The organism is Streptomyces sp. NPDC014864, assembly GCF_043081525.1.
In the GTDB taxonomy this organism is placed as follows: Bacteria; Actinomycetota; Actinomycetes; order Streptomycetales; family Streptomycetaceae; genus Streptomyces.
Genome location: NZ_JBIBWT010000008.1, coordinates 25,185 through 46,209, shown reverse-complemented (window position 1 = coordinate 46,209; position 21,025 = coordinate 25,185). Strand labels below are relative to the sequence as shown.

Annotated in this window: 21 protein-coding genes and 1 pseudogene; 7 read left to right on the top strand and 15 right to left on the bottom strand. The window is 72.7% G+C overall.

Going from position 1 to position 21,025, the window contains the following annotated elements; all coding sequences use genetic code 11:
- Nucleotides 1-24: 24 nt before the first annotated feature.
- Entirely contained in the window at nt 25-1,248 is a 1,224-nt protein-coding gene (locus ACF1A5_RS16405) for a DUF5685 family protein (protein ID WP_392193531.1), read from the bottom strand.
- A 290-nt stretch (nt 1,249-1,538) separates the two neighbouring features.
- Here ACF1A5_RS16405 and ACF1A5_RS16400 point away from each other — a divergent pair, with 290 nt between their 5' ends.
- Nucleotides 1,539-1,976 (top strand): cell division protein SepF, encoded by a 438-nt coding sequence (locus tag ACF1A5_RS16400; RefSeq protein WP_392193530.1) that lies wholly within the window; start codon nt 1,539-1,541, stop codon nt 1,974-1,976.
- Between the two features lie 36 nt (nt 1,977-2,012).
- On the opposite strand, the gene ACF1A5_RS16395 is transcribed toward ACF1A5_RS16400, so the two are convergent.
- Together ACF1A5_RS16395 and ACF1A5_RS16390 are read right to left on the bottom strand one after the other, a co-directional pair.
- Nucleotides 2,013-3,203 carry an acyl-CoA dehydrogenase family protein gene (locus tag ACF1A5_RS16395; protein ID WP_356195607.1) on the bottom strand — a complete coding sequence of 397 codons (1,191 nt, stop codon included), beginning with the start codon at nt 3,201-3,203 and terminating at the stop codon, nt 2,013-2,015.
- 200 nt (nt 3,204-3,403) lie between these two features.
- On the bottom strand, nt 3,404-5,005 hold the full coding sequence (locus ACF1A5_RS16390) for an MFS transporter (RefSeq protein ID WP_392193529.1): 1,602 nt from the start codon (nt 5,003-5,005) through the stop codon (nt 3,404-3,406).
- 260 nt (nt 5,006-5,265) lie between these two features.
- Between ACF1A5_RS16390 and ACF1A5_RS16385 the strand changes: the two genes are divergently transcribed.
- Together ACF1A5_RS16385 and ACF1A5_RS16380 are read left to right on the top strand one after the other, a co-directional pair.
- Complete coding sequence (locus tag ACF1A5_RS16385; RefSeq protein ID WP_392193528.1) at nt 5,266-6,432, top strand: hypothetical protein; 1,167 nt, start codon at nt 5,266-5,268, stop codon at nt 6,430-6,432.
- A 238-nt stretch (nt 6,433-6,670) separates the two neighbouring features.
- Entirely contained in the window at nt 6,671-7,699 is a 1,029-nt protein-coding gene (locus tag ACF1A5_RS16380; RefSeq protein WP_392193527.1) for a phosphatase PAP2 family protein, read from the top strand.
- Between the two features lie 34 nt (nt 7,700-7,733).
- Here the strand turns inward: ACF1A5_RS16380 and ACF1A5_RS16375 are convergent, their stop codons facing one another.
- Nucleotides 7,734-7,949: an I78 family peptidase inhibitor gene (locus tag ACF1A5_RS16375; RefSeq protein ID WP_392193526.1), complete on the bottom strand. Its 216-nt coding sequence runs from the start codon at nt 7,947-7,949 to the stop codon at nt 7,734-7,736.
- 429 nt (nt 7,950-8,378) lie between these two features.
- On the bottom strand, nt 8,379-9,095 hold the full coding sequence (locus ACF1A5_RS16370; RefSeq protein WP_392193525.1) for a transglycosylase family protein: 717 nt from the start codon (nt 9,093-9,095) through the stop codon (nt 8,379-8,381).
- 551 nt (nt 9,096-9,646) lie between these two features.
- On the opposite strand from ACF1A5_RS16370, the gene ACF1A5_RS16365 reads away from it, so the two are divergent.
- Both ACF1A5_RS16365 and ACF1A5_RS16360 read left to right on the top strand, forming a co-directional pair.
- On the top strand, nt 9,647-10,435 hold the full coding sequence (locus ACF1A5_RS16365; protein WP_392193524.1) for a hypothetical protein: 789 nt from the start codon (nt 9,647-9,649) through the stop codon (nt 10,433-10,435).
- 121 nt (nt 10,436-10,556) lie between these two features.
- Nucleotides 10,557-10,958 carry a hypothetical protein gene (locus ACF1A5_RS16360; protein WP_392193523.1) on the top strand — a complete coding sequence of 134 codons (402 nt, stop codon included), beginning with the start codon at nt 10,557-10,559 and terminating at the stop codon, nt 10,956-10,958.
- A 59-nt stretch (nt 10,959-11,017) separates the two neighbouring features.
- Here the strand turns inward: ACF1A5_RS16360 and der are convergent, their stop codons facing one another.
- The 5 genes from der to aroH form a co-directional block, all read right to left on the bottom strand.
- The gene (gene der / locus ACF1A5_RS16355; protein ID WP_392193522.1) at nt 11,018-12,496 is read right to left on the bottom strand and encodes a ribosome biogenesis GTPase Der; all 1,479 of its coding nucleotides are present in this window, start codon (nt 12,494-12,496) and stop codon (nt 11,018-11,020) included.
- Nucleotides 12,497-12,559: 63 nt separating this feature from the next.
- Nucleotides 12,560-13,162 carry a lysophospholipid acyltransferase family protein gene (locus tag ACF1A5_RS16350; RefSeq protein ID WP_392193814.1) on the bottom strand — a complete coding sequence of 201 codons (603 nt, stop codon included), beginning with the start codon at nt 13,160-13,162 and terminating at the stop codon, nt 12,560-12,562.
- 53 nt (nt 13,163-13,215) lie between these two features.
- Entirely contained in the window at nt 13,216-13,932 is a 717-nt protein-coding gene (gene cmk / locus ACF1A5_RS16345; RefSeq protein WP_392193521.1) for a (d)CMP kinase, read from the bottom strand.
- A gap of 87 nt (nt 13,933-14,019) precedes the next feature.
- Complete coding sequence (locus tag ACF1A5_RS16340) at nt 14,020-15,105, bottom strand: prephenate dehydrogenase (RefSeq protein ID WP_392193520.1); 1,086 nt, start codon at nt 15,103-15,105, stop codon at nt 14,020-14,022.
- The gene (aroH, locus tag ACF1A5_RS16335; protein ID WP_356193314.1) at nt 15,102-15,464 is read right to left on the bottom strand and encodes a chorismate mutase; all 363 of its coding nucleotides are present in this window, start codon (nt 15,462-15,464) and stop codon (nt 15,102-15,104) included. Before aroH ends, ACF1A5_RS16340 begins: the two co-directional genes overlap by 4 nt.
- A gap of 117 nt (nt 15,465-15,581) precedes the next feature.
- Here aroH and ACF1A5_RS16330 point away from each other — a divergent pair.
- Both ACF1A5_RS16330 and ACF1A5_RS16325 read left to right on the top strand, forming a co-directional pair.
- A pseudogene (locus ACF1A5_RS16330) lies at nt 15,582-15,855 on the top strand (DUF6529 family protein); the annotation flags it as partial.
- A complete protein-coding gene (locus tag ACF1A5_RS16325; protein WP_392193519.1) occupies nt 15,852-16,268 on the top strand; it encodes a Rieske (2Fe-2S) protein in 417 nt (138 codons plus the stop codon). The pseudogene ACF1A5_RS16330 and the gene ACF1A5_RS16325, both read left to right, overlap by 4 nt.
- A gap of 82 nt (nt 16,269-16,350) precedes the next feature.
- On the opposite strand, the gene ACF1A5_RS16320 is transcribed toward ACF1A5_RS16325, so the two are convergent.
- Genes ACF1A5_RS16320 through ACF1A5_RS16300 form a run of 5 tightly spaced genes read right to left on the bottom strand, consistent with a single transcriptional unit; the run spans nt 16,351 to nt 20,910 of the window.
- Nucleotides 16,351-17,409, bottom strand: a complete 1,059-nt coding sequence (locus ACF1A5_RS16320; RefSeq protein ID WP_392193518.1) for a pseudouridine synthase — start codon at nt 17,407-17,409, stop codon at nt 16,351-16,353.
- Nucleotides 17,409-18,071, bottom strand: a complete 663-nt coding sequence (gene scpB, locus ACF1A5_RS16315) for an SMC-Scp complex subunit ScpB (protein ID WP_392193517.1) — start codon at nt 18,069-18,071, stop codon at nt 17,409-17,411. The genes ACF1A5_RS16320 and scpB overlap by 1 nt, the downstream gene beginning before the upstream one ends.
- Complete coding sequence (locus ACF1A5_RS16310) at nt 18,068-19,342, bottom strand: segregation and condensation protein A (protein WP_392193516.1); 1,275 nt, start codon at nt 19,340-19,342, stop codon at nt 18,068-18,070. The genes scpB and ACF1A5_RS16310 overlap by 4 nt, the downstream gene beginning before the upstream one ends.
- 18 nt (nt 19,343-19,360) lie before the next feature.
- On the bottom strand, nt 19,361-19,933 hold the full coding sequence (locus ACF1A5_RS16305) for a hypothetical protein (RefSeq protein WP_392193515.1): 573 nt from the start codon (nt 19,931-19,933) through the stop codon (nt 19,361-19,363).
- The gene (locus tag ACF1A5_RS16300) at nt 19,918-20,910 is read right to left on the bottom strand and encodes a ParA family protein (protein ID WP_392193813.1); all 993 of its coding nucleotides are present in this window, start codon (nt 20,908-20,910) and stop codon (nt 19,918-19,920) included. Before ACF1A5_RS16300 ends, ACF1A5_RS16305 begins: the two co-directional genes overlap by 16 nt.
- Nucleotides 20,911-21,025: the final 115 nt, after the last annotated feature.

Sequence of the window (21,025 nt, the reverse complement as noted above, 5' to 3'; positions counted from 1 at the left end):
CCACCCCCGTCGGCCCGCGACGCGTCACAGCCCGCAGTCGCAGCAGGAGCAGCATTCACAGCACTCGCAGCACTGGCACGCCTCGCAACACGAGCAGTCGCAGTCGCAGTTGGCGCAGCAGCCCTCGCGCCTCCTCCGCGACCACGGGCCCTCGAACTCGTCGGCACAGCACACCTTGCAGGTGCAGCACAGCCCGAGGGCGGCCGCGCACCCGGCCCAGAAGCCGCGCCTGCCGGGGCTCGGGGGCGCGCCGCCGAAGGGGCTGCCGCCGCCGGTTCCGGGGTGGTTCGGGTCGTGCGGTGCCCGCGGGCCGTGCGGGCTCTGGGGTGCGTACGGCCCCTGCGGCGGCCCGAAGGCGCCTTCGGGCGCGTGCCCGCAGGACTCGGTGCCGAAGGCCCGGTCGACGGAGCGGCCCAGTTCGTGCGCGAGCAGCAGGTGCGCCAGCCGGCCCTCGGTGAACCCCACCCCGCGCAGGGCGAGACGGATGCCGTGGACGGCGTCGTCGGCGAGCCGGCGGGCCTCGGTGAGCGGGGTGCCGGTCGCGGTGAGCGGGTTCCAGGCACCCCGGGCGGCGTCCTCCCGGCGGTCCTCCACTGCGTCCAGGAGATGGGCGAGCCGGCCGAACAGGCGGCCGGCCTCGGCGAGCGGTGCGGCGTTGCCCGGCCGGCCGGCGAGGACCGCGGTGTGCGCGAAGGCGGCGGCGGTCGCGGTCTCGGTCGGTTCGGTGACGGCGAGGAGCGGCGTCCCGGGTCCGGCGAGCGCCTCGATGCCGGTCTGGCGGTCCACGGCGTCGACGAGGACGGCGGTGTCGAACCCGACGCCCGCCCCGGTGCGGGCGCCCGCGCGCCGCCAGCCGTCCGCGACCCGGCGCGCGGCGAGCGCCACCGGCCGGCGCGCCAGCAGCCCGTCACCGTCGGCGAAATGGTCGCGCACCTTGGCCGAGGCGAGCACCAGCGAGACGGCCGCCGCGAGCCGCGACCCCTCACCCTGTGCGACGGAGGCGGTGCGCATACCGCGCAGCGGACACGGGCCCGCCGTCCGCCGCCGTCCCCCCGCCGCTCCCGCCGCCCCGGTGGCCTGAGCCTCCGTCAGGACCGAGAGGATCAGCCCGTCATAGTTCGTCACCACGCGCGCGAACTGCCCGTGGTCGCCGCGCAGCGCCAGGCACAGTCCGCACAGGTGGGCCATCCACTGGGCGCCGAGGTTCTCCCCGAGGCGATGCCGGCAGGGCCTGACAATTCCGAACACGACGATCCCCCGTGATGCGTACGACGTTGAGCCGCCGCATCGTATCCGCCCCTTCGTTCACCCGTACGCACCGTGCGTCACCCATACGCCGTGGACAATCATATTTCACTCACAGTCAGCAGCCGTGTAGGCCCGCGCCCTTGGGGCACACGGCCTCTCGACGTATTCGCTGTGCACCAGTACCGTCACAAACCCCCCGCGCGGCGTCTATCCACTTGGCGCACCGTCCGCATCATGGATGACCATAGGGATACGAAAAGCAAGAGAGACCGCTGTGAGAGGAGGCGTCCATGGGATCGGTACGCAAGGCGAGTGCGTGGCTCGGCCTCGTCGACGACAACGATGACGAGCGTTACTACGACGACGACTACTCCGAGGGCACCGACGCCGGGGACGCCTGGGTCACCGACCCCCGGGTGAAGGTGGCCTCGGACACGGCCGAGGAGAAGGGCCGCCGGATCGGCACGATCACCCCGGACAGCTTCCGTGACGCCCGCGCGGTGGGCGAACTGTTCCGGGAGGGCGTGCCCGTCATCATGAACCTGACGGCCATGGAGGCGGCCGACGCCAAGCGCGTCGTGGACTTCGCGGCCGGGCTCGTGTTCGGCCTGCGCGGCTCCATCGACCGCGTGTCCAACCGGGTCTTCCTGCTGTCCCCCGCCGACACCGAGATCATCAGCGGCGAACCGACGGGGCACCGGACGGACGGTTTCTTCAACCAGAGCTGAGGCAGGGCCGCACGCCGGCCCTGCCCGCCCCGGGCGTCACCGGAAGGCGTCGAGACCGGTGAGCGCCTTGCCCAGCACGAGCTGGTGCATCTCGACGGTGCCCTCGTAGGTGAGCACCGACTCGAGGTTGGTCGCGTGCCGCATCACGGGGTATTCGAGGGAGATCCCGTTGGCCCCGAGGATCGTCCGGGCCGTGCGGCAGATCTCGATCGCCTCCCGCACGTTGTTGAGCTTGCCGAAGCTGACCTGCTCGGGACGCAGGCGGCCGGCGTCCATCCGTCGCCCCAGGTGGTGGGCGAGCAGGATTCCCTTGTGCAGTTCGACCGCCATGTCGGCGAGCTTGGCCTGGGTGAGCTGGAAGCCTCCGATGGGCCTGCCGAACTGCTCCCGGGTCCGCGCGTAGTCGAGGGCGGTCTCGAAACAGGAGCGGGCCGCACCCATGGCGCCCCAGACGATGCCGTAGCGGGCGTGGGACAGACAGCCGAGTGGGCCGCGCAGTCCGACGACCCCGGGCAGCACCGCGTCGGCGGGCAGCCGTACGTCGTCGAGGACGAGTTCACTGGTGACGCTGGCCCGCAGCGACCACTTGTGCTTGATCTCCGGCGCGGAGAACCCTGCGCTGTCCGCCGGCACCACGAACCCGCGGATCCCCTCGTCGGTCTGCGCCCAGACGACGGCGACACCGGCGACCGAACCGTTGGTGATCCACATCTTGCGGCCGTTGAGGACCCAGTCCGTGCCCTCGCGCTTGGCGTACGTGCGCATGGCGGCGGGGTCGGATCCGTGGTCGGGTTCGGTCAGGCCGAAGCAGCCGATCACCTCGCCGGCGGCCATCCGGGGCAGCCAGGCCTGCTTCTGCTCCTCGGAGCCGAACCGGTGGATGGCGTACATGGCGAGGGAGCCCTGCACGGAGACCAGGGAGCGGATGCCGGAGTCGGCGGCCTCGAGCTCCAGGCAGGCGAGTCCGTACTGGACGGCGGTGGCGCCGGCGCAGCCGTACCCGTCGAGTGACATCCCGAGTGCGCCGAGGGCGCCGAGCTCCCGGGCGAGTTCCCGCACACCCGGCAGCTCGCCGCTCTCGTACCACTCGGCGACGTGCGGGAGCACACGGTCGGCGGCCCAGCCGCGCACGGTGTCCCGGATCGCCAGGTCCTCCGGCTCCAGCAGGTCGTCGATCCCGATCGGATCGGCGGGGTCGAACGGGGGCATCTTCGAGGACGCGGACATGGAACACCCTCCGGCAACTGAAAACTAGCAGCGCTAGTTATACGACTCCGGCCCGACGTTACGACGCAGTGTCCCGCACGTCCACCCCACGGGGCCCCACTCCGCGGGCCCGCACCCGGACGCCGCGGACGTCCGCCGAGCCGATACGCGGGGTCGGGCCGACACACGAGGGCCGGTCCGGGACACGAAGGCCGGGCCGGTCAGGCCGAGACCCGGGGCCGCTCGACCTTCCGCTGCGCGGGCAGCTCCACCTCGGGCTCCTCGCACTGCATCACCCGGGGCAGCCGCAGCGCCATCACCGCGCCGAGCAGCAACAGCCCCGCGCTCACGAGCAACGTCACATGCAGCCCGTGCACGAAGGAGTTCCGCGCGGCCTGCCGCAGCGCGTCCCCCGCCGGCACCCCGAGCCGCCCGGCCACCTCGTACGCCTCCCCCAGCGAGTGCGAGGCCGCCCGCGAGGCGTCCGCCGGGACCCCCGACACGGACGTGAGGCCGGGCGCGTACGCGGCGTTCATCACACTGCCCAGCAGGGCGATGCCGATGCCCGCCCCCAGCTGGTAGGACGTCTCCCCGATCGCCGCGGCCCCGCCCGCCCGCGCCTCCGGCGCCTCGCTCAGCATCGACTCGTACGCCCCGAAGAGCGTCGTCTCCAGCCCGAACCCGAGCGCCACGAACCCGGCCAGCAGCAGCGCCGTATCGTCCTGCCCGCCCATCCCCGTGAGCAGCAGCACCGCGGCCGCCGTCAGGCAGAACCCGAAGCAGACCATCCAGCGCGGCCCGAACCGCCGCAGCATCCGAGCCCCGGCCAGCCCGGCCGCCATCGCCGCGAACGTCAGCGGCAGCAGCCGCAGCCCCGTGCGCAGCGGCGAGAGGCCCAGCACCAGTTGCAGGTACTGCGCCGCGATCAGCTCCAGGCCGACCAGCGCCAGCATCGCCAGCACGATGCACCCGACCGACGTGACGAACGCCGGCCGCGCGAACATCCCCAGGTCCACCAGCGGATGCGACCGGCGCCGCTGCCGCCGTACGAAACCCACCAGCAGCACCACGCCGACCAGCAGCGGCACCAGGGTGAGCGGGCTCAGCGCGGGCTCCCCGCCGCCGAGCCGCTTCACGCCGAGCACCGCACCGAACAGCCCGACCGCCGCCATGATCGCGCCGACCACGTCCCAGGGACCGTCCCGGTCGCCGGTCGACTCCGGCAGCAGCAGCCGTCCCACCGGGAGGCTGACCAGCATCAGCGGGATGTTGACGAGGAAGACCGACCCCCACCAGAAGTGCTCCAGCAGGAAGCCGCCGAGCAGCGGACCGACCGCGGCGCCCACCGCGGCGACCGCGCTCCAGATGCCGATCGCCAGCGCTCGTTCGCGCCGGTCGGGGAAGACCTGCCGCAGGATCGACAGCGTCGCCGGCATGATCATGGCGCCGCCGACGCCGAGCAGCGCGCGGGCCAGGATGAGTGTCTGCGGGTTGTGCGCGAACGCCGCGACGGCGGACGCGATCCCGAACAGGCCGTAACCGAGGAGCAGGATCCGTCTGCGGCCCACCCGGTCGCCGAGCGTGCCGAACAGGATCAGCAGCGAGGCGCAGACGAGCGGATAGGTGTCGACGATCCAGAGCAGCTCTATGGCGCCGGGCCTGAGGTCCTCGGTGACCGCGGGCACCGCCACGTGCAGGACGGTGGCGTCCACGGCGACCAGCAGCAGGCTGACGCAGAGGACGACGAGGACGACCCAGCGGTTGGCACCGGCCCCGGCCGCCCGACGGCGCGGCACTGCGGCGGCCGTGGTCGTCCCGGACATGTACGTACCTCCCAGATGAACCCTCGCGTCGGCGGGCCCGCGGGGTGGGGACTCCCCGGCGGCTCGGCCGGAGAGAGCGGTGATCCCCGGCCGGCGCAACGACGTGCGAGTGACTGGCCAGGTTACGCGAGTTATCGCCGCGGTCGCGTGGCCCAGCTCTCACCGTTCACCGGGAACCCGTGTGGCGTACACCACTCCCTCCCCCGGCCCGCACGCCCCGCGGGGCGGACCGGTGCCCTGTGCGGTCGATAATCGAGCCCGTGACCGATCTTGCGACGCCCGTGGCACCGGCCCGGCCCGGCATCCTGCGCCGGGCCGCCCCGGCGCTGCTCGGGTACGCGGCCGTCCGCGTCCTCGGCCTGCTCGCCCTGGCCGTCTGGAGCGCCGCGCGCGGCAAGGACGCGTACATTCTGCTGACCGCCCGCTGGGACGCGCTCTGGTACGCCCGGGTCGCCGGCCCCGGGTACGGCTACGAAGTGCGCCTGCCGAACGGCGACGTCCATTCCGACCTGGCCTTCTTCCCGCTGCTGCCCTGGCTGGAGCGGCTGCTCGCCGCAGTGACCCCGCTCACGTACGCCGACGCGGGCTTCGCCGTCGCTCTGCTCGCCTCGCTCGCCGCCGCGTGGGGGATCTTCGCGGTCGCCGCGCACGTGTACGGCCGCCGGGCCGGTGTCTGCGCGGTGCTGCTGTGGGCGGCGCTGCCGGTCGGGATCGTGCAGTCGATGGCGTACAGCGAGTCGCTGTTCACGGCGCTCGCCGCCTGGTCGCTGTACGCCGTGCTGACCGGCCGCTGGGTGACCGCGGGCGCCCTGGCCCTGCTGGCGGGGCTGACCCGGCCGGTGGGCCTGGCCGTCGTCGCGGCGGTGTGGGCGGCCGGCGTCACCTCGATCCGGCGAAGCCGGGTCGAGGCCCCGACCGAGGGCGCGTGCCGGCCGGCGCGCGCCCTCGGCATGGCGCTCGCGCCCCTGGGGGCCGCCGGGTACGTGCTGTGGGTCGGGCTCCGCACGGGCAAGGGCCCGCTCGGCTACCTCGACGTGCAGGCGGGCTGGCGCAACGGTTTCGACGGCGGGTACGCCTTCGCCCGGTTCACCGCCGAGAAGTTCACCTCGCTCGCGTCCGCCCCGGCCGGCCTCGGACTGGTCGTCGGCGTCGGCCTGGTGATCTGGCTGCTCGTCCTCGGGGTGCGCGGACGGCAGCCGCTCCCGCTCCTGGTGTACGCGGGCGTGGTCACCGCGCTCGCGCTGTGCGCGTCGAGCTACTTCGGCTCCAAGCCGCGTCTGCTGCTGCCCGCCTTCCCGCTGCTGCTGCCGCCCGCCCTGGCCCTCGCCCGGCTGCGGACGTCGCGGACGGCCCTGGTGGTGGCCGGTGCGGCGGTGGTCTCGGCGGTGTACGGGGCGTTCTGGCTGAACGGCTCCGGGCCCCCGTGACCGCATCGGGTTGTCGGATGAGCGTGCGGAGAATTCCACCCGAGCGTTCGGTTAACGCATTTATAAGCGCTCCATAAGCACCTCCGGAATGATCAAAGGAATTGCAGGCCGCGACGGCACGGGCATTGCGCAATACGGGGAAATAAAGGCGCGGTTGAGAGCAATGCCACATCACATCGTCATCACAAACCCCGTGATTCGTCGGGGAAGTGAGCTCACTCGCTGTAACGTCGATTAGGTGCGTACCGAAGGAACCCTCACCCGCCTGGACCGGGTGTTCGCCAGGCTGGACCGTGAGCCGCAACGGCCGGCGCACATCGACGTGCCGCGGATGAGTCGGCACCGTTTCGTGCTGTTCTCGGCGACGTTGGCGTTCTACCTGTCCATCGTCTGGGCCGTGGTGACGACTTCGTGGCTGGTCCGGCTCGACTGGCTGGTCATGTTCTTCCGGCCGTACCAGCAGTGGCCGCAGATCCACGCGTTCCTCGACTACTACGTGGTGCTGGGCCAGCGCGGCCCGACCGCCGTGATGGTGGCCTCGTGGCTGGGCTGGCGCTCCTGGCGGCAGCACACGCTCCGTCCACTGCTCACCCTCGCCGCGTCCCTGCTGCTGCTGAACATCACGGTCGGCGCCGCGAAGATCGGCATGGGCCGCCTCGGACCGCACTACGCGACCGTCATCGGCTCGAACGAGATGGGCCTTGGCGGCGATATATTCCCCAGCGGTCACACCGCCAACGCCGTGGTGACCTGGGGCATTCTGGCGTATCTGGCCTCCACCCCGAGGGCGCGCCGCTGGTTGTCCGCCCTGTCCGCGGTCACCTCGCTGGGCGTCGGCCTCACCACGGTCTACCTGGGTACGCACTGGCTGAGCGACGTGCTCCTCGGCTGGGCCGCGGGACTGCTGATCATGCTTGCGCTGCCGTGGTGCGAGCCGCTGATCGCCCGCGCGGAGGCCTGGCTGTTCACCCTGCGCGACCGGCTGCGCGACCGCCGCGGCCGCACGGCTCCGGTGCCGGCACCGGCCGCCCCCGTCGGCGCGCCCGTGGCGCTGGGGCCCCGCACCGCCGCGGACGAGGCCCCGGCCGCCCGCGAGACGATCGGCGTGTCCCACTCGTCCCGGGTGCCCGCCCATCTCGCCCCCGGCCCGCATCTGGCCCGCTCCGAGCGCACGCCGGTCACCCCGGCCGGCAGCCGTCGGCCTCCGCACGCCGACCGCGTCCCGCGGGGCACGGCCCCGGCTGCCCGCCCCCTCGCGGGCAGTTGACTCCCCCGGGGCCGCGCGTGGGCGCGGCCCCGGTTCAGCCCTTCCAGGCGCGGGCCACCCGGCCGCTCTCGACCTCGAAGTTCAGCCGTCCGACCCGGTACTCCATGGTGATGACCGCGCCCGGCGGCAGGGACCGGACCGTGGACCAGCCGCGTTCGCGCGCGCGCCGCTCGGCCTCCTCCGTGTCGAGACCGACGTAGCCGTCGGGGCTGTCCTGGGGCTCCGCGGGCGGAGTGGGGATGGCTGCCATACCGCCACGCTAGGCCCTGGTCCGCGACCGGGGAAGTCCAGCTGGGCGGCAGCGGTCACCACCGACGCTCCTGTCACACTTCTGTCACAGGATGCCGACGTGCCTCCGCTCCGAACTCCGTCACACCGACGGGTGGTTCGGTCCGCCTTTCGCGGGCATTCGAACGAAATTCCCCCGTGCCCTGAGGACGCCTCGAAAAGCACGACGAAAAGCACCGAAAGAACCGAACCGAAACCGACCGGGAGCCGGTGCGGAACCGGTCCGGAACCCGGTTCCGGGCCCATTCCCCGCCGCCCCGCGCACGGCGGCCGGGAAGCTGACGCCGCATCGGAATTTCACCCTTCCGGCGCACCGTCCGGCGGGACGCGGACGGGCCCCGTCCGGTCGGCGGACCGGACGGGGCCTGGCACCCGGGGCAGGGGGAGCGACTCAGAGGGCGAGACGCTGCCCGGGCACGATCAGGTCGGGGTCACCGCCGATGACGGCCCGGTTGACGGCGTAGAGCCGCTGCCAGGTGGTCCCGTGCCGGGCGGCGATGCCACTCAGCGTGTCGCCCTCGCGGACGGTGTACTCCCCGTGGGAGGCACCGTGGTTCGTGTGGCCCGTGGTGCGGGCGGGCGCCTTCGCCCGCTCCTGTTCCGGGGCCGCCTTCCGGGTTGTGCCCCGGTCCGACTGGTGCGTCGGCTCTCGCGTCGAGGAGTGCGTCGAGCGGCGTGCCGACTCGTACGCGGACCCGGTCGTCGTGGAGCCGGAGCCCGCCGCGGGCGCGCCGCCGGACGCCCCGGCCCGCGCCGAGCAGACCGGCCAGGCTCCCCACCCCTGGGCCCGCTGGACCTTGGTGGCGACTGCGATCTGCTGGGTCCTGGAGGCCCGGTCGGCGGTGGGCGCGTAGGCCGTGCCGCCGTAGGCGCGCCAGGTGCCGGCGGCGAACTGGAGCCCGCCGTAGTAGCCGTTGCCGGTGTTGATGTGCCAGTTGCCGCCGCTCTCGCACCGGGCGATGCGGTCCCACACTCCGCCGTCCGCCGCACGGGCCTGGCCGGTCGCGGCCAGCAGCCCGAGCGGGGCGAGCAGGACGGCACCGGCGAGAACCGCGGCCGTCCGGTTCCTACGAACGTTGTCGCGCGTGGTATCGGCACATTCAGACATGTACATCCCTCTCGGACAACCCGGGGTCCCCCAGGACGGGGCGCGACGCCGCGCAGGGACGCGGTCGTCGCGCTCCGCCCCGTCCGCCGGGACATGGGGTGGCACTGCGGGTGGTGCTGCTGCGCGAGGCGCGGCCGGCGGACGTACCCGAGCGGTGCTCGTTGCACTCGGCGCAGGAATGTAGGGAGCATGCAGAGCCGGTATCAACCAACTCCTCGTCCTCGCAGGCCAGTTCGACGTTACCGCAGGTATCGTCAATTTTCGGACACCCACTTCATCCGCTGATTTCCTGATATGTCGACCACTCCCCGATCACCCCTGTGACCCACTTCACCTCTTCAAGGGCCTTGACCTGATGGCAAGTTGACGATGAGTGCCGGATTCCGTCCCCAGGGTGACCCTGCGCGCCCGCTGGTTCGATTCCGTTCGCGGGTGGGCGTGACTCCCGCCACAGATCGCCCGTTGTCTTCTTCATGAGCCGCGGGCCCACCCGGTTCACGGGCCGGGAGCCACCCGGTCCCGCCACGCACCGCATTCCGAGGGAGCCACCCGTGCCGCGCATGCTCGACGTCAGCGACGCCGTACGCGCCGAGATCGGCGACGAAGAAGCCGACCGGCTGCTCGCCGGAGAGAACGCCCCGGGCAGTTACGACTGCACGTCCTGCCGCACCCCGGGCGACTCCGATCAGGAGCGCACCAGCACCGTCCTGTTCATCGGGGACGAGACCGCCGTCCTCGCCTTCGCCCACGCCGGCTGCCTGCCCTCCCAGGTCGTCCAGGTCACCGAGGAGCAGCTGCAGGGCGCGGTCCGCTCCATCAACGCCGGTTCCCGCACCGCCCCGGCGGAGCCCCCCAGGGTCGTGCCCGAGCAGGCCGTGCTCGGCGTCACCAGCGGACTCGTGCTGATCACCGGGGAGCTGCACCCGGCCCTGGTGGTGGAGCCGACCGCGCCCATCGTGCGCCCGGGGGCCATCGCCGCCGGCGACGACTTCCTGCCGCTGCTGATCGAGCAGGGTTACCTGCCCGTCACCCAGCTCGACGCCGTACCGCCCGTGCTGCACGGCTGGTCCGTGCTGCTGGCCATGGGGCAGCTGCACGCCGTGCTGCAGCCCGGCCCCAACGGGGGCCAGGCGGTGGCCTGGTGGCAGGCGCACCAGCCGCTCCAGGTCACCGACGGATGGCGGGCCGCCGCCAACAAGCACCAGCAGGTGCTGTTGTTCGCCGCACCGGTGGGCTCCATCGGGCGCCAGCCGCGCGAGGACCTGCTGCGTGACGCCCTGGACAAGGCGGCGGCGAACGGGAAGCTGGTCGCGGCGGCGCTGCCGCTCGCGGGGACCTGAGCGCACCCGCCGGGGGCCGCGGCGGGCGCGGGTCCTCCACGCCGGTTCGCGCGGCCCCCCACGCCCCTTTTGGGATGTTTCACAACCGCATCCCTTTGCGTCCGGGGTCGTTTGGACATACGTGCACGCATACGACGTTCCCCGCCGCCAGCCCTACCAGCCGATCCCGTCCGCGCGGTCGGCGCAGGATTCCGCCGGCAGCCCATCGGCCACGCCGATCTACGACGCGCTCTACGCCGAGTACGTCAAGTCCTACCGGACGCTCCCGGGTGACCGCAGCGGCGAGGAGAACCTCGGCTTCACCGCGTTCGGGATCCTCCCGCACGGCTCGGACCGGCACGGCACGGGCTCGTACGGCACGAGCGGGTACAGCGCCTACAGCGCGGGGGCGTACAGCACCCGGCACACCACCGGCCAGCAGCAGACGCAGTGGCAGCGGGTCGGCACGCTGGGGCGGCAGCAGGACCCCGGCAGACGCCACGTTCCGGCGGCGCTGCCGCCCGGTCCGCGCCGGGGAGTGTGACCTACGGCGAAGGGCGGCCCCTGGAGCAGGGGCCGCCCTTCGCCGTGACCGTACCGGTGTTACTTCTTCTTGCCGCGCTTCTCGCGCACCCGCACCGAGATGTGGATCGGGGTGCCCTCGAAACCGAACTCCTCGCGCAGCCGGCGCTCGACGAAGCGCCGGTAGCCCGCCTCGATGAAGCCGGAGGCGAACAGCACGAACCGCGGGGGCTTGGTGCCGGCCTGGGTGCCGAACAGGATGCGTGGCTGCTTGCCGCCCCGGACCGGGTGCGGATGGGCGGAGACCAGCTCGCCGAGGAAGGCGTTCAGACGCCCGGTCGGCACGCGCGTCTCCCAGCCGGCCAGCGCCGTCTCGATCGCCGGGACCAGCTTCTCCATGTGGCGGCCGGTGCGGGCCGAGACGTTGACGCGGGGCGCCCAGGCGACCTGGGCGAGCTCGGTCTCGATCTCGCGCTCCAGGTAGTAGCGGCGCTCCTCGTCGAGGGTGTCCCACTTGTTGTACGCGATGACCATGGCGCGGCCGGCCTCGACGGCCATGGTGATGATCCGCTGGTCCTGCACCGAGATGTTCTCGGAGGCGTCGACCAGGACGACCGCGACCTCGGCCTTCTCCACGGCCGCCGCCGTGCGCAGCGAGGCGTAGTAGTCGGCGCCCTGCTGGAGGTGGACACGCTTGCGGATGCCGGCCGTGTCGACGAACTTCCAGGTCACGCCGCCCAGTTCGATCAGCTCGTCGACCGGATCGCGGGTGGTGCCCGCCATTTCGTTGACGACGACGCGCTCCTCGCCGGCCACCTTGTTCAGCAGGGAGGACTTGCCGACGTTCGGGCGGCCGATCAGGGCGATGCGGCGCGGGCCGCCGACGGCGGTGCCGAAGGTCTGCGCCGGGGCCTCGGGCAGCGCCTCCAGGACACGGTCCAGCATGTCGCCGGTGCCGCGGCCGTGCAGCGCCGAGACCGGGTGCGGCTCGCCGAGACCCAGGGACCACAGGTAGGCCGCGTCGGCCTCACCGCTCGGGCCGTCCACCTTGTTGGCGGCCAGCACCACGGGCTTGCCCGCCTTGCGCAGCAGCCGTACGACCGCCTCGTCGGTGTCGGTCGCGCCGACCTTGGCGTCCACGACGAAGACGACCGCGTCGGCCGCCTCGATCGCGTACTCGGCCTGCGCGGCCACGGAGGCGTCGATGCCGAGGACGTCCTGCTCCCAGCCGCCGGTGTCGACGACCTTGAAGCGGCGGCCCGCCCACTCGGCCTCGTAGGTCACGCGGTCGCGGGTCACGCCCGGCTTGTCCTCGACGACCGCCTCGCGGCGGCCGATGATCCGGTTCACCAGGGTCGACTTGCCGACATTGGGGCGGCCGACGACGGCGAGCACGGGCAGCGGGCCGTGGCCGGCCTCCTCGATGGCGCCTTCGACGTCGTCGAGGTCGAAGCCCTCCTCCGCGGCGAGCTCCATGAACTCCGCGTACTCGGCGTCGCCGAGCGCCCCGTGCTCGGAGGCGAGCTCGGCCGAGCCGTCGGGCTGGTTCTGGTCGTTCATGAAGTCCGTACCTCGTCGTTCCTTCGTGGTGATCGGTGGAGCACCCCCGCCAGGGGTGATCCACTACTCAAGTGTCGCCTGGCGCCCGGTGAGACGCCTGGCGTTTTCCAGGTGGGCGGCGAGCTGCTTCTGGATGCGCTCGGTCGCCTCGTCCAGCGCCCGGCGCGTGCGCCGTCCGCTTCCGTCGCCCGCCTCGAAGGGGTCGCCGAAGACGACGTCGACGCGGGAGCGCAGCGGCGGCAGCGCCTTTATCAACCGTCCGCGCCGCTCGGAACTTCCCAGCACGGCCACCGGGACGACCGGGGCGCCGCTGCGCACCGCGAAGTACGCGAGCCCGGCCCGCAGCGAGGCGAAGTCGCCCTCTCCGCGGGTGCCCTCCGGGAAGATGCCGAGAACGCCGCCGGCGTCCAGGACGCCCAGCGCCGTGGTGATCGCGGTGCGGTCGGCGGAGTGGCGGTCCACCTTCACCTGGCCGATGCCGGTCAGGAAGGGGTCGAGCGGGCCGACGAACGCTTCCTTCTTGATCAGGAAGTGCACCGGCCGCGGGGCCACGCCCATCACCATCGGGCCGTCGACGTTGTGGGAGTGGTTCACGGCGAGGATCACCGGTCCGGTCGCGGGCACCCGCCAGGAACCCAGCACGCGCGGGCGCCACAGCCCGTACATCAGCCCGACGCCGATCCGGCGGCCGACGTCGGCACCGCGCTCGGACGGAAGGCTCACCGCGCGGCCTGCTTCTCCTCGGCGGGGGCCCGCTTCTCCTCGACCAGGGTGACGACGCACTCGATGACCTGCGCCAGCGTGAGTTCGGTGGTGTCCACCTCGACCGCGTCGCCGGCCTTGGCCAGCGGCGAGGTCTTGCGGCTGGAGTCGGCGGCGTCCCGCTTGATCAGGGCCTCGCGGGTGGTGTGCACGTCGGCGCCCTTCAGCTCACCGCTGCGGCGGGCGGCACGCGCCTCCGGCGAGGCGGTGAGGAAGATCTTCAGATCGGCGTCCGGCAGCACCGTGGTGCCGATGTCGCGGCCCTCGACGACTATGCCCCGCTCGGCGGAGGCGGCCAGCGAGCGCTGCAGTTCGGTGATCCGGGCGCGCACCTCGGGGACCGCGCTGACCGCACTGACCTTGGAGGTGACCTCCTGGGTCCGGATGGGGCCGGCCACGTCCACGCCGTCGACGGTGATCGTCGGGTGCGCCGGGTCGGTGCCGGAGACGATCTCGGCCTTGCCGGCCACGGCGGCGATCGCGGTGGGGTCGTCGAGGTCGATGCCGTTGGTCACCATCCACCAGGTGATCGCCCGGTACTGGGCGCCGGTGTCCAGGTAGCTCAGACCGAGCTGCGCGGCCACGGCCTTGGACGTGCTCGACTTGCCCGTGCCGGACGGGCCGTCGATGGCGACAATCACGGGCTGGGCGGTCCGGGCGGCGCCGTTTTCCACAGCGGGGCACCTTCCTGGTGATGATGGTGGGTGTGTGCGGGACGCGAAGGCGCCCCGCACAAGGTTACTGTCTCCCCGGACGCCCTTTTACTGGCGGATGGCCCAGCCCCGCTCGCGCAGCGCCGCCGTCAGTACCGGCGCCGCCTTCGGCTCCACCGTCAGCTGCACCAGACCGGCCTGCTGGCCGGTCGCGTGCTCGATGCGCACGTCCTCGATGTTGACCCCGGCCATCCCCGCGTCCGCGAAGATACGGGCCAGCTGGCCGGGCTGGTCGTCGATGAGCACGGCCACGACCTCGTAGACCCGCGGCGCGGAGCCGTGCTTGCCGGGGACGCGGACCTGGCCCGCGTTGCCGCGGCGCAGCACGTCCTCGATGCCGTGGGTTCCCTCCCGGCGCTTGGCCTCGTCGGCGGACTGCAGCGAGCGCAGGGCGCGGACCGTCTCGTCGAGGTCGGCGGAGACGTCGGTGAGCAGGTCGGCGACCGGGCCCGGATTCGCGGACAGGATGTCGATCCACATCCGCGGGTCGGAGGCGGCGATCCGGGTCACGTCCCGGATGCCCTGCCCGCACAGCCGTACGGCGGCGTCCTCGGCGTGCTCCAGGCGGGCGGCGACCATGCTGGAGACCAGGTGGGGCATGTGGGAGACGAGGGCCACGGCGCGGTCGTGGGCGTCGGCGTCCATGACGACCGGGACCGCCCGGCAGTGCGAGACCAGCTCCAGGGCGAGGTTGAGGACCTCGGTGTCGGTGTCCCGGGTCGGGGTGAGCACCCAGGGGCGGCCCTCGAAGAGGTCCGCGGTGGCGGCCAGCGGGCCGGAGCGCTCCCGGCCGGACATGGGGTGCGTGCCGATGTAGCGGGTCAGGTCGAGGCCGAGCGACTGCAGCTCGCGGCGCGGGCCGCCCTTGACACTGGCGACGTCCAGGTAGCCGCGGGCCACGCCGCGGCGCATGGCGTCGGCGAGCACCGCGGCCACGTGCGCCGGCGGGGCGGCGACGATCGCGAGGTCGACGGGGCCGTCGGGGGCCCCGTCCGTGCCGGCGCCCAGCGCGGCCGCCGTACGGGCCTGCTCGGGGTCCCGGTCGGCGAGGTGGACGGTGACGCCCCGGCGGGCCAGGGCGAGGGCGGCGGAGGTGCCGATCAGCCCGGTGCCGATGACGAGTGCGGTTCTCACTGGGCGATGTCCTTGCGCAGGGCGGCCGCGGCGCCCAGGTAGACGTGGGCGATGTCGGCGCGCGGTTTGTCGGACTCGATGTGGGCGAGGACGCGGACGACGCGGGGCATCCCGCCCTCGATGTCCAGCTCCTGGGCGCAGATCAGCGGCACGTCGACGATGCCGAGCTTGCGGGCGGCGGCCGCCGGGAAGTCGCTGTGCAGGTCCGGCGTGGCCGTGAACCAGATGCTGATCAGATCGTCCGCGGTCAGGCCGTTCCGCTCCAGGACGGCGGTGAGCAGGGCTCCGACCTGCTCGTCCATGTGGCCGGCCTCGTCCCGCTCCAGTTGGACGGCCCCCCGGACCGCTCGTACCGCCACGGCGTTGCTCCTTGCTGACGTGAGTGTTCGGTGCTCTTCGGATCTCTGTCGGCTCTGGGCATCCAGCCTAGTCAGCCCCGGTCGGCTGGGGGCGCGGCGCCCGCGAACTGAGACGGGTGGGCGGAGCGGGCGGCCTTCCCGGTGGAGGTGCCGGTCGCGGTGCACTGCCGTACACCGTCGGCCGGCAGACGTACGAAAAGCGAGTTTTGTGGCACTCCCTCCTGGGTTGTTTCTTCTTGGGGGGTTCAGTGCCAAGATGCTGGTGCTCCGCTCGGAGCGCCTCTCCGGCCGGCTGCCGCCGGTGCTCGGCGGACCGGTGTTCGCCGTGCTCACGGCCGTCCGGCCGACGTCCGCCCTCTGGTTCTTCCGCACGTTCGGAGTGACGACATGACGCACGACTCGACGCGGCGCACGGTTCTCGCGACGGGCGCGGCGGCGCTCGCCGCGGCGGGCTGCAGCAAGTACGGCGGCAGCGAGACCTCCACCGGGTCGTCCGCGTCGCCGAACGACTCCGGCGAGCGGGAGCTGGCACGCACCAGCGACATCCCGGTGGGCGGGGGCAGGATCTTCCGGGAGCAGCGGGTGGTGGTCACCCAGCCGAAGAAGGACGAGTTCAAGGCCTTCTCGGCGATCTGCACCCACCAGGGCTGCACCGTGTCCAGGATCGCGGACGGCACCATCGACTGCCCCTGCCACGGCAGCCGTTTCCACATCGCCGACGGCTCGGTGGCCGCGGGCCCGGCCCCCGCGCCCCTGCCCGTCCAGCAGATCACGGTGGCGGGGAACTCGATCCGCCTGGCGTGAGCCTCCGCGCACACCAGGCGGTCCGGGCCCCCGCGACCCCGGCAATGACCCGGCAGGACTGGCAGGACCCGGCAGCGAAGCCCTAGAGGTCGACCTCGCCCATCAGCATGCCGACCTCGGTGTTCGACAGGCGGCGCAGCCAGCCGGACTTCTGGTCGCCCAGGGTGATCGGGCCGAAGGCGGTGCGGACCAGCTTGTCGACCGGGAAGCCCGCCTCCGCGAGCATCCGCCGGACGATGTGCTTGCGGCCCTCGTGGAGGGTGACCTCGACGAGGTAGTTCTTGCCGGTCTGCTCGACCACCCGGAAGTGGTCGGCCCGGGCGTAGCCGTCCTCCAGCTGGATGCCGTCCTTCAGCCGCTTGCCCAGGTCGCGCGGGACGGGGCCGACGATGTGCGCCAGGTACGTCTTCTTCACGCCGTACTTGGGGTGGGTCAGCCGATGGGCCAGCTCGCCGTGGTTGGTGAGCAGGATGACGCCCTCGGTCTCGGTGTCGAGCCGGCCGACGTGGAAAAGGCGCGTCTCACGGTTGGTGACGTAGTCGCCGAGGCACTGACGGCCTTCCGGGTCCTCCATCGTCGAGACGACACCGGCGGGCTTGTTCAGCGCGAAGAACTGGTACGACTGCGTCGCCACCGTGAGGCCGTCGACCTTGACCTCGTCCTTCTCCGGGTCGACCCGCTTGCCCTGCTCCAGGACGATCTCGCCGTTGACCTCGACCCTGGCCTGCTCGATCAGCTCCTCGCAGGCGCGCCGGGAGCCGTAACCCGCGCGCGCGAGCACCTTCTGCAGCCGCTCGCCCTCCTGCTCGGCCCCCGGGAAGGTCTTCGGCGGCTTGACGTCCTTCTTGCCGGCGTACCGCTCCCGGTTGCGCTCCTCGGCGCGGGCCTCGTACTCCCGGGAACGCGCCGGGGCGGTGCGGCCGTCGCCGGACCGGGGCTGCTTGGGGCCGCCCTTGGCGCCGCCGCGGGCCGCGCCACCGCGCCCCGCCTTGGGGCCGTCCTTGGTGGCGCCGGGGCCCACGTCGTAGCGGCGCTCCTCGGGGCGGGGCTTGCGGGGGCGGCCCTGGCCCTGCTTGTCGTCCCTGCTGTTGCCGGCACCTCGGTAGTTACCGCGCCCGCCGCTCTTGCCGCTGCTTCGCATCAGAATTCCGTCGTCGTCGTGTTCGGTGGACCGTCGTCCGCGTCCGGGGCATCCGGATCGAACGACGGTACGGCTTCCTGGGTCTCGGCCTCGATCGCCTCCGCCTCCGGGAGGAAGGGCGCGAGCTCCGGGAGCTCGTCCAGACCGCGCAGGCCCATCCGCTCCAGGAAGTAGTTCGTCGTCGTGTACAGGATCGCACCTGTTTCGGGTTCCGTGCCCGCCTCCGCGACCAGACCGCGCTGGAGCAGGGTGCGCATCACGCCGTCGCAGTTGACTCCGCGTACGGCCGAGACCCGGCTGCGGCTCACCGGCTGACGGTAGGCGACCACCGCCAGGGTCTCCAGCGCGGCCTGGGTGAGCCGGGCCTGCTGGCCGTCCAGGACGAAGCCCTCGACGGCCGCCGCGTACGCGGGCCGGGAGTAGAAGCGCCAGCCGCCCGCGACGAGCCGGAGCTCGAAGCCGCGGCCCTGCACGGTGTACTCGTCGGCCAGTTCCCGCAGGGCGTCCGCGATCTGCCGCCGGGGCCGCTGGAGCGTCTTCGCCAGGAGCTCCTCGGTCGCGGGCTCGTCCACGACCATCAGGACGGCCTCCAGGGCGGGCTTGAGGTCGAGGTCGGCGACGGTGGGCGGCCCGGCCGGTGCGTCGGTGGTCTGCTCGCTCACGCCGTCTCCTCCTTGGGCTCCTGGGGCCCCTTCGTCTCATCGGGCCGCTCGGGCGGCCGGTCGAACTCGTCCGTCACCATCGAGGTGGTGTCCTCGTCCCCGCCGGTCCAGCGCACGAGCAGCTCGCCGAGCGCCGTCTCCTGGTCGAGGGCGACGGCCTTCTCGCGGTACAGCTCCAGCAGCGCCAGGAAGCGCGCCACGACGGTCAGCGTGTCGTCGGTGTCCGCCACCAGGGCGCGGAAGCTGGCCTCGCCCAGCTCCCGCAGCCGCGCGACGACGATCCCGGCCTGCTCCTGCACGCTCACCAGCGGCGCGTGGATGTGGTCGACGTACACCTGCGGCTTCGGCCTGGGCTGCATCGCCTTGACCGCGAGCCTGGCGAAGCCCTCCGCGCCGATGCTGATCACGACCTCGGGCAGCAGCTCGGCGTGGTGGGGCTCCAGACCGACGGTACGGGGGTAACGGCGGGCCTCCGCGTCGAGGCGGCCGCTGAAGATGTCGGCGATCCGCTTGTACGCGCGGTACTGGAGCAGGCGCGCGAACAGCAGGTCCCGTGCTTCGAGCAGTGCGAGGTCCGCCTCGTCCTCGACCTCGGCGGCGGGCAGCAGCCTGGCCGCCTTCAGGTCGAGCAGCGTGGCCGCCACGACCAGGAACTCGGTCGTCTCGTCGAGGTCCCAGTCCGGGCCCATGGCACGGATGTACGCCATGAACTCGTCGGTCACCTTCGACAGCGCGACCTCGGTGACGTCGAGCTTGTGCTTCGTGATCAGTTGGAGGAGCAGGTCGAAGGGGCCCTCGAAGTTCGCCAGCCGGACCTTGAAGACGTTGTCGTCGCCGCTGCCGCCGTCATCGCCGTCCCGGCCGCTCTGGCCGCCTTGGACGTCCTGGCCGTCGCCCGGTTCGCCGTCACCGGCGTCGGGCCGCGTACGGGGCAGGGGCTCCGGCGACAGCACGTGCTCCGCGAGGGACCTCGGCTCCGGATCGCGCACCGGCTGAGGTGCCGTCGTCGGTGTCGCCGTCGGCGTGCGGGTCGGTTCGGCCTCACGGGCCTGTTCGTAGCGCGGTGCCGGTGCGGGCTCCGGGACCGCTTCGGGCTCCGGTGCCGCTTCGGGCTCCGGCGTCGGCTCGGGCTCCGGCGCCGGTTCTGGCTGTGGTTCCGGTTCGATCGGTGGCACCGGCCGCGGGGCGCTCGCGCCCGGGCCCCGTCCCAGCGCGCGCCGGCGGCCGGCGGGCGGGCCGGACGCGGGGGTGGGAACGTCGTGCGAGGTCATGGCCTCCGCAGGCTACCGCTACCGCCCGCGCAGCCGTCGTACGAGGATGCTGGCGTCTCCCCGGGCCTCCAGGTCCGCGAGCACCACGGCGACCGCCTCGCGGACGATGCGCCCGCGGTCCACGGCCAGCCCGTGCTCGCCGCGCAGGACCAGACGGGCGTGCTCCAGGTCCATGAGTTCCTCGGCGGAGACGTACACGGTGATCTTCTCGTCGTGCCGCTCCCGCCCGCTGGGGCGGCGCCCGGCCGCCCGGCCGCGCTTGCGGGACTGCGGCTCGGCGGCAGAACCTTCCTGCGCTCCCTGGCGCCGCCCGGAGCGCTCCGCGGCCGCGCCGCGGCTGCGGGACTCGCCGGCGTCGGCCGGTTCGGCGTCCGCGGCGACGTGCTCCGCGCCCTCGCCGTCACCGCCCTGCGCGGGCACCGCCTGCGGCCCGTCCTCCGCCGCCGCGGCCGCCGCGTCGCCCTCCCCCGCGGGAGCGGGCACCCGGGCCTCGCCGTTGGCCTGGCGCCGGGGTGTGGACGACTGGAGTCCCATTCCCCCTGTCGTACGGAACAGTTCGTCGGCCCCCGGCAGACTCACTCGGCGTGACACCGGGCGAGCACCTCCCTGGCGAGCTGGCGGTAGGCGGCGGCACCGACGGAGTTGGAGGCGTAGGTGGTGATCGGCTCACCGGCGACCGTGGTCTCCGGGAAGCGGACCGTGCGCCCGATGACCGTGTGGTAGACGTGGTCGTCGAACGCCTCGACGACACGTGCCAGCACCTCGCGGCTGTGCACCGTGCGCGAGTCGTACATCGTGGCGAGGATCCCGTCGAGCTCCAGCTCCGGGTTGAGGCGCTCCTGGACCTTCTCGATGGTCTCGGTCAGCAGCGCGACACCGCGCAGGGCGAAGAACTCGCACTCGAGCGGCACGATCACCTTGTGCGCGGCGGTGAGCGCGTTGACGGTGAGCAGGCCGAGCGAGGGCTGGCAGTCGATCACGATGAAGTCGTAGTCGTCCATCAGCGGTTTGAGGGCGCGCTGGAGCGTCGACTCGCGCGCGACCTCGGAGACCAGCTGGACCTCCGCCGCCGACAGGTCGATGTTGCTGGGCAGCAGGTCCATGTTGGGGACCGCGGTCTTCAGCAGCACCTCGTCCGCGGACATGCCCCGCTCCATGAGCAGGTTGTAGACGGTGAGGTCGAGCTCCATCGGGTTGACACCGAGACCGACCGACAGCGCGCCCTGCGGGTCGAAGTCCACGAGCAGCACCCGGCGGCCGTACTCCGCGAGCGCGGCACCCAGGTTGATGGTCGACGTGGTCTTGCCGACGCCGCCCTTCTGGTTGCACATCGCGATGATCTTCGCGGGGCCGTGGTCGGTGAGCGGGCCCGGGATCGGGAAGTACGGCAGCGGGCGCCCGGTCGGGCCGATGCGCTCACGTCGCTGGCGGGCAGCGTCGGGCGCGAGCGTGGCCGCGTACTCCGGATCGGGCTCGTACTCGGCGTCGGGGTCGTAGAAGTGCCCCTCGGGCAGTTCGTCGTAGTCGGCGAAGTGGGTGTGGGGCGCGCCACTTCCGTCGCCGGCCATGGCGTTCACGTGATGGCCATCCATGCTCTGGTGTGCTGGCTGGGTCACTGCCGGATTCCGGTGACCCTGGTGGGATGCGAAGGTGCGCACAGCAACGGAGCCGACAGCCTCGAGC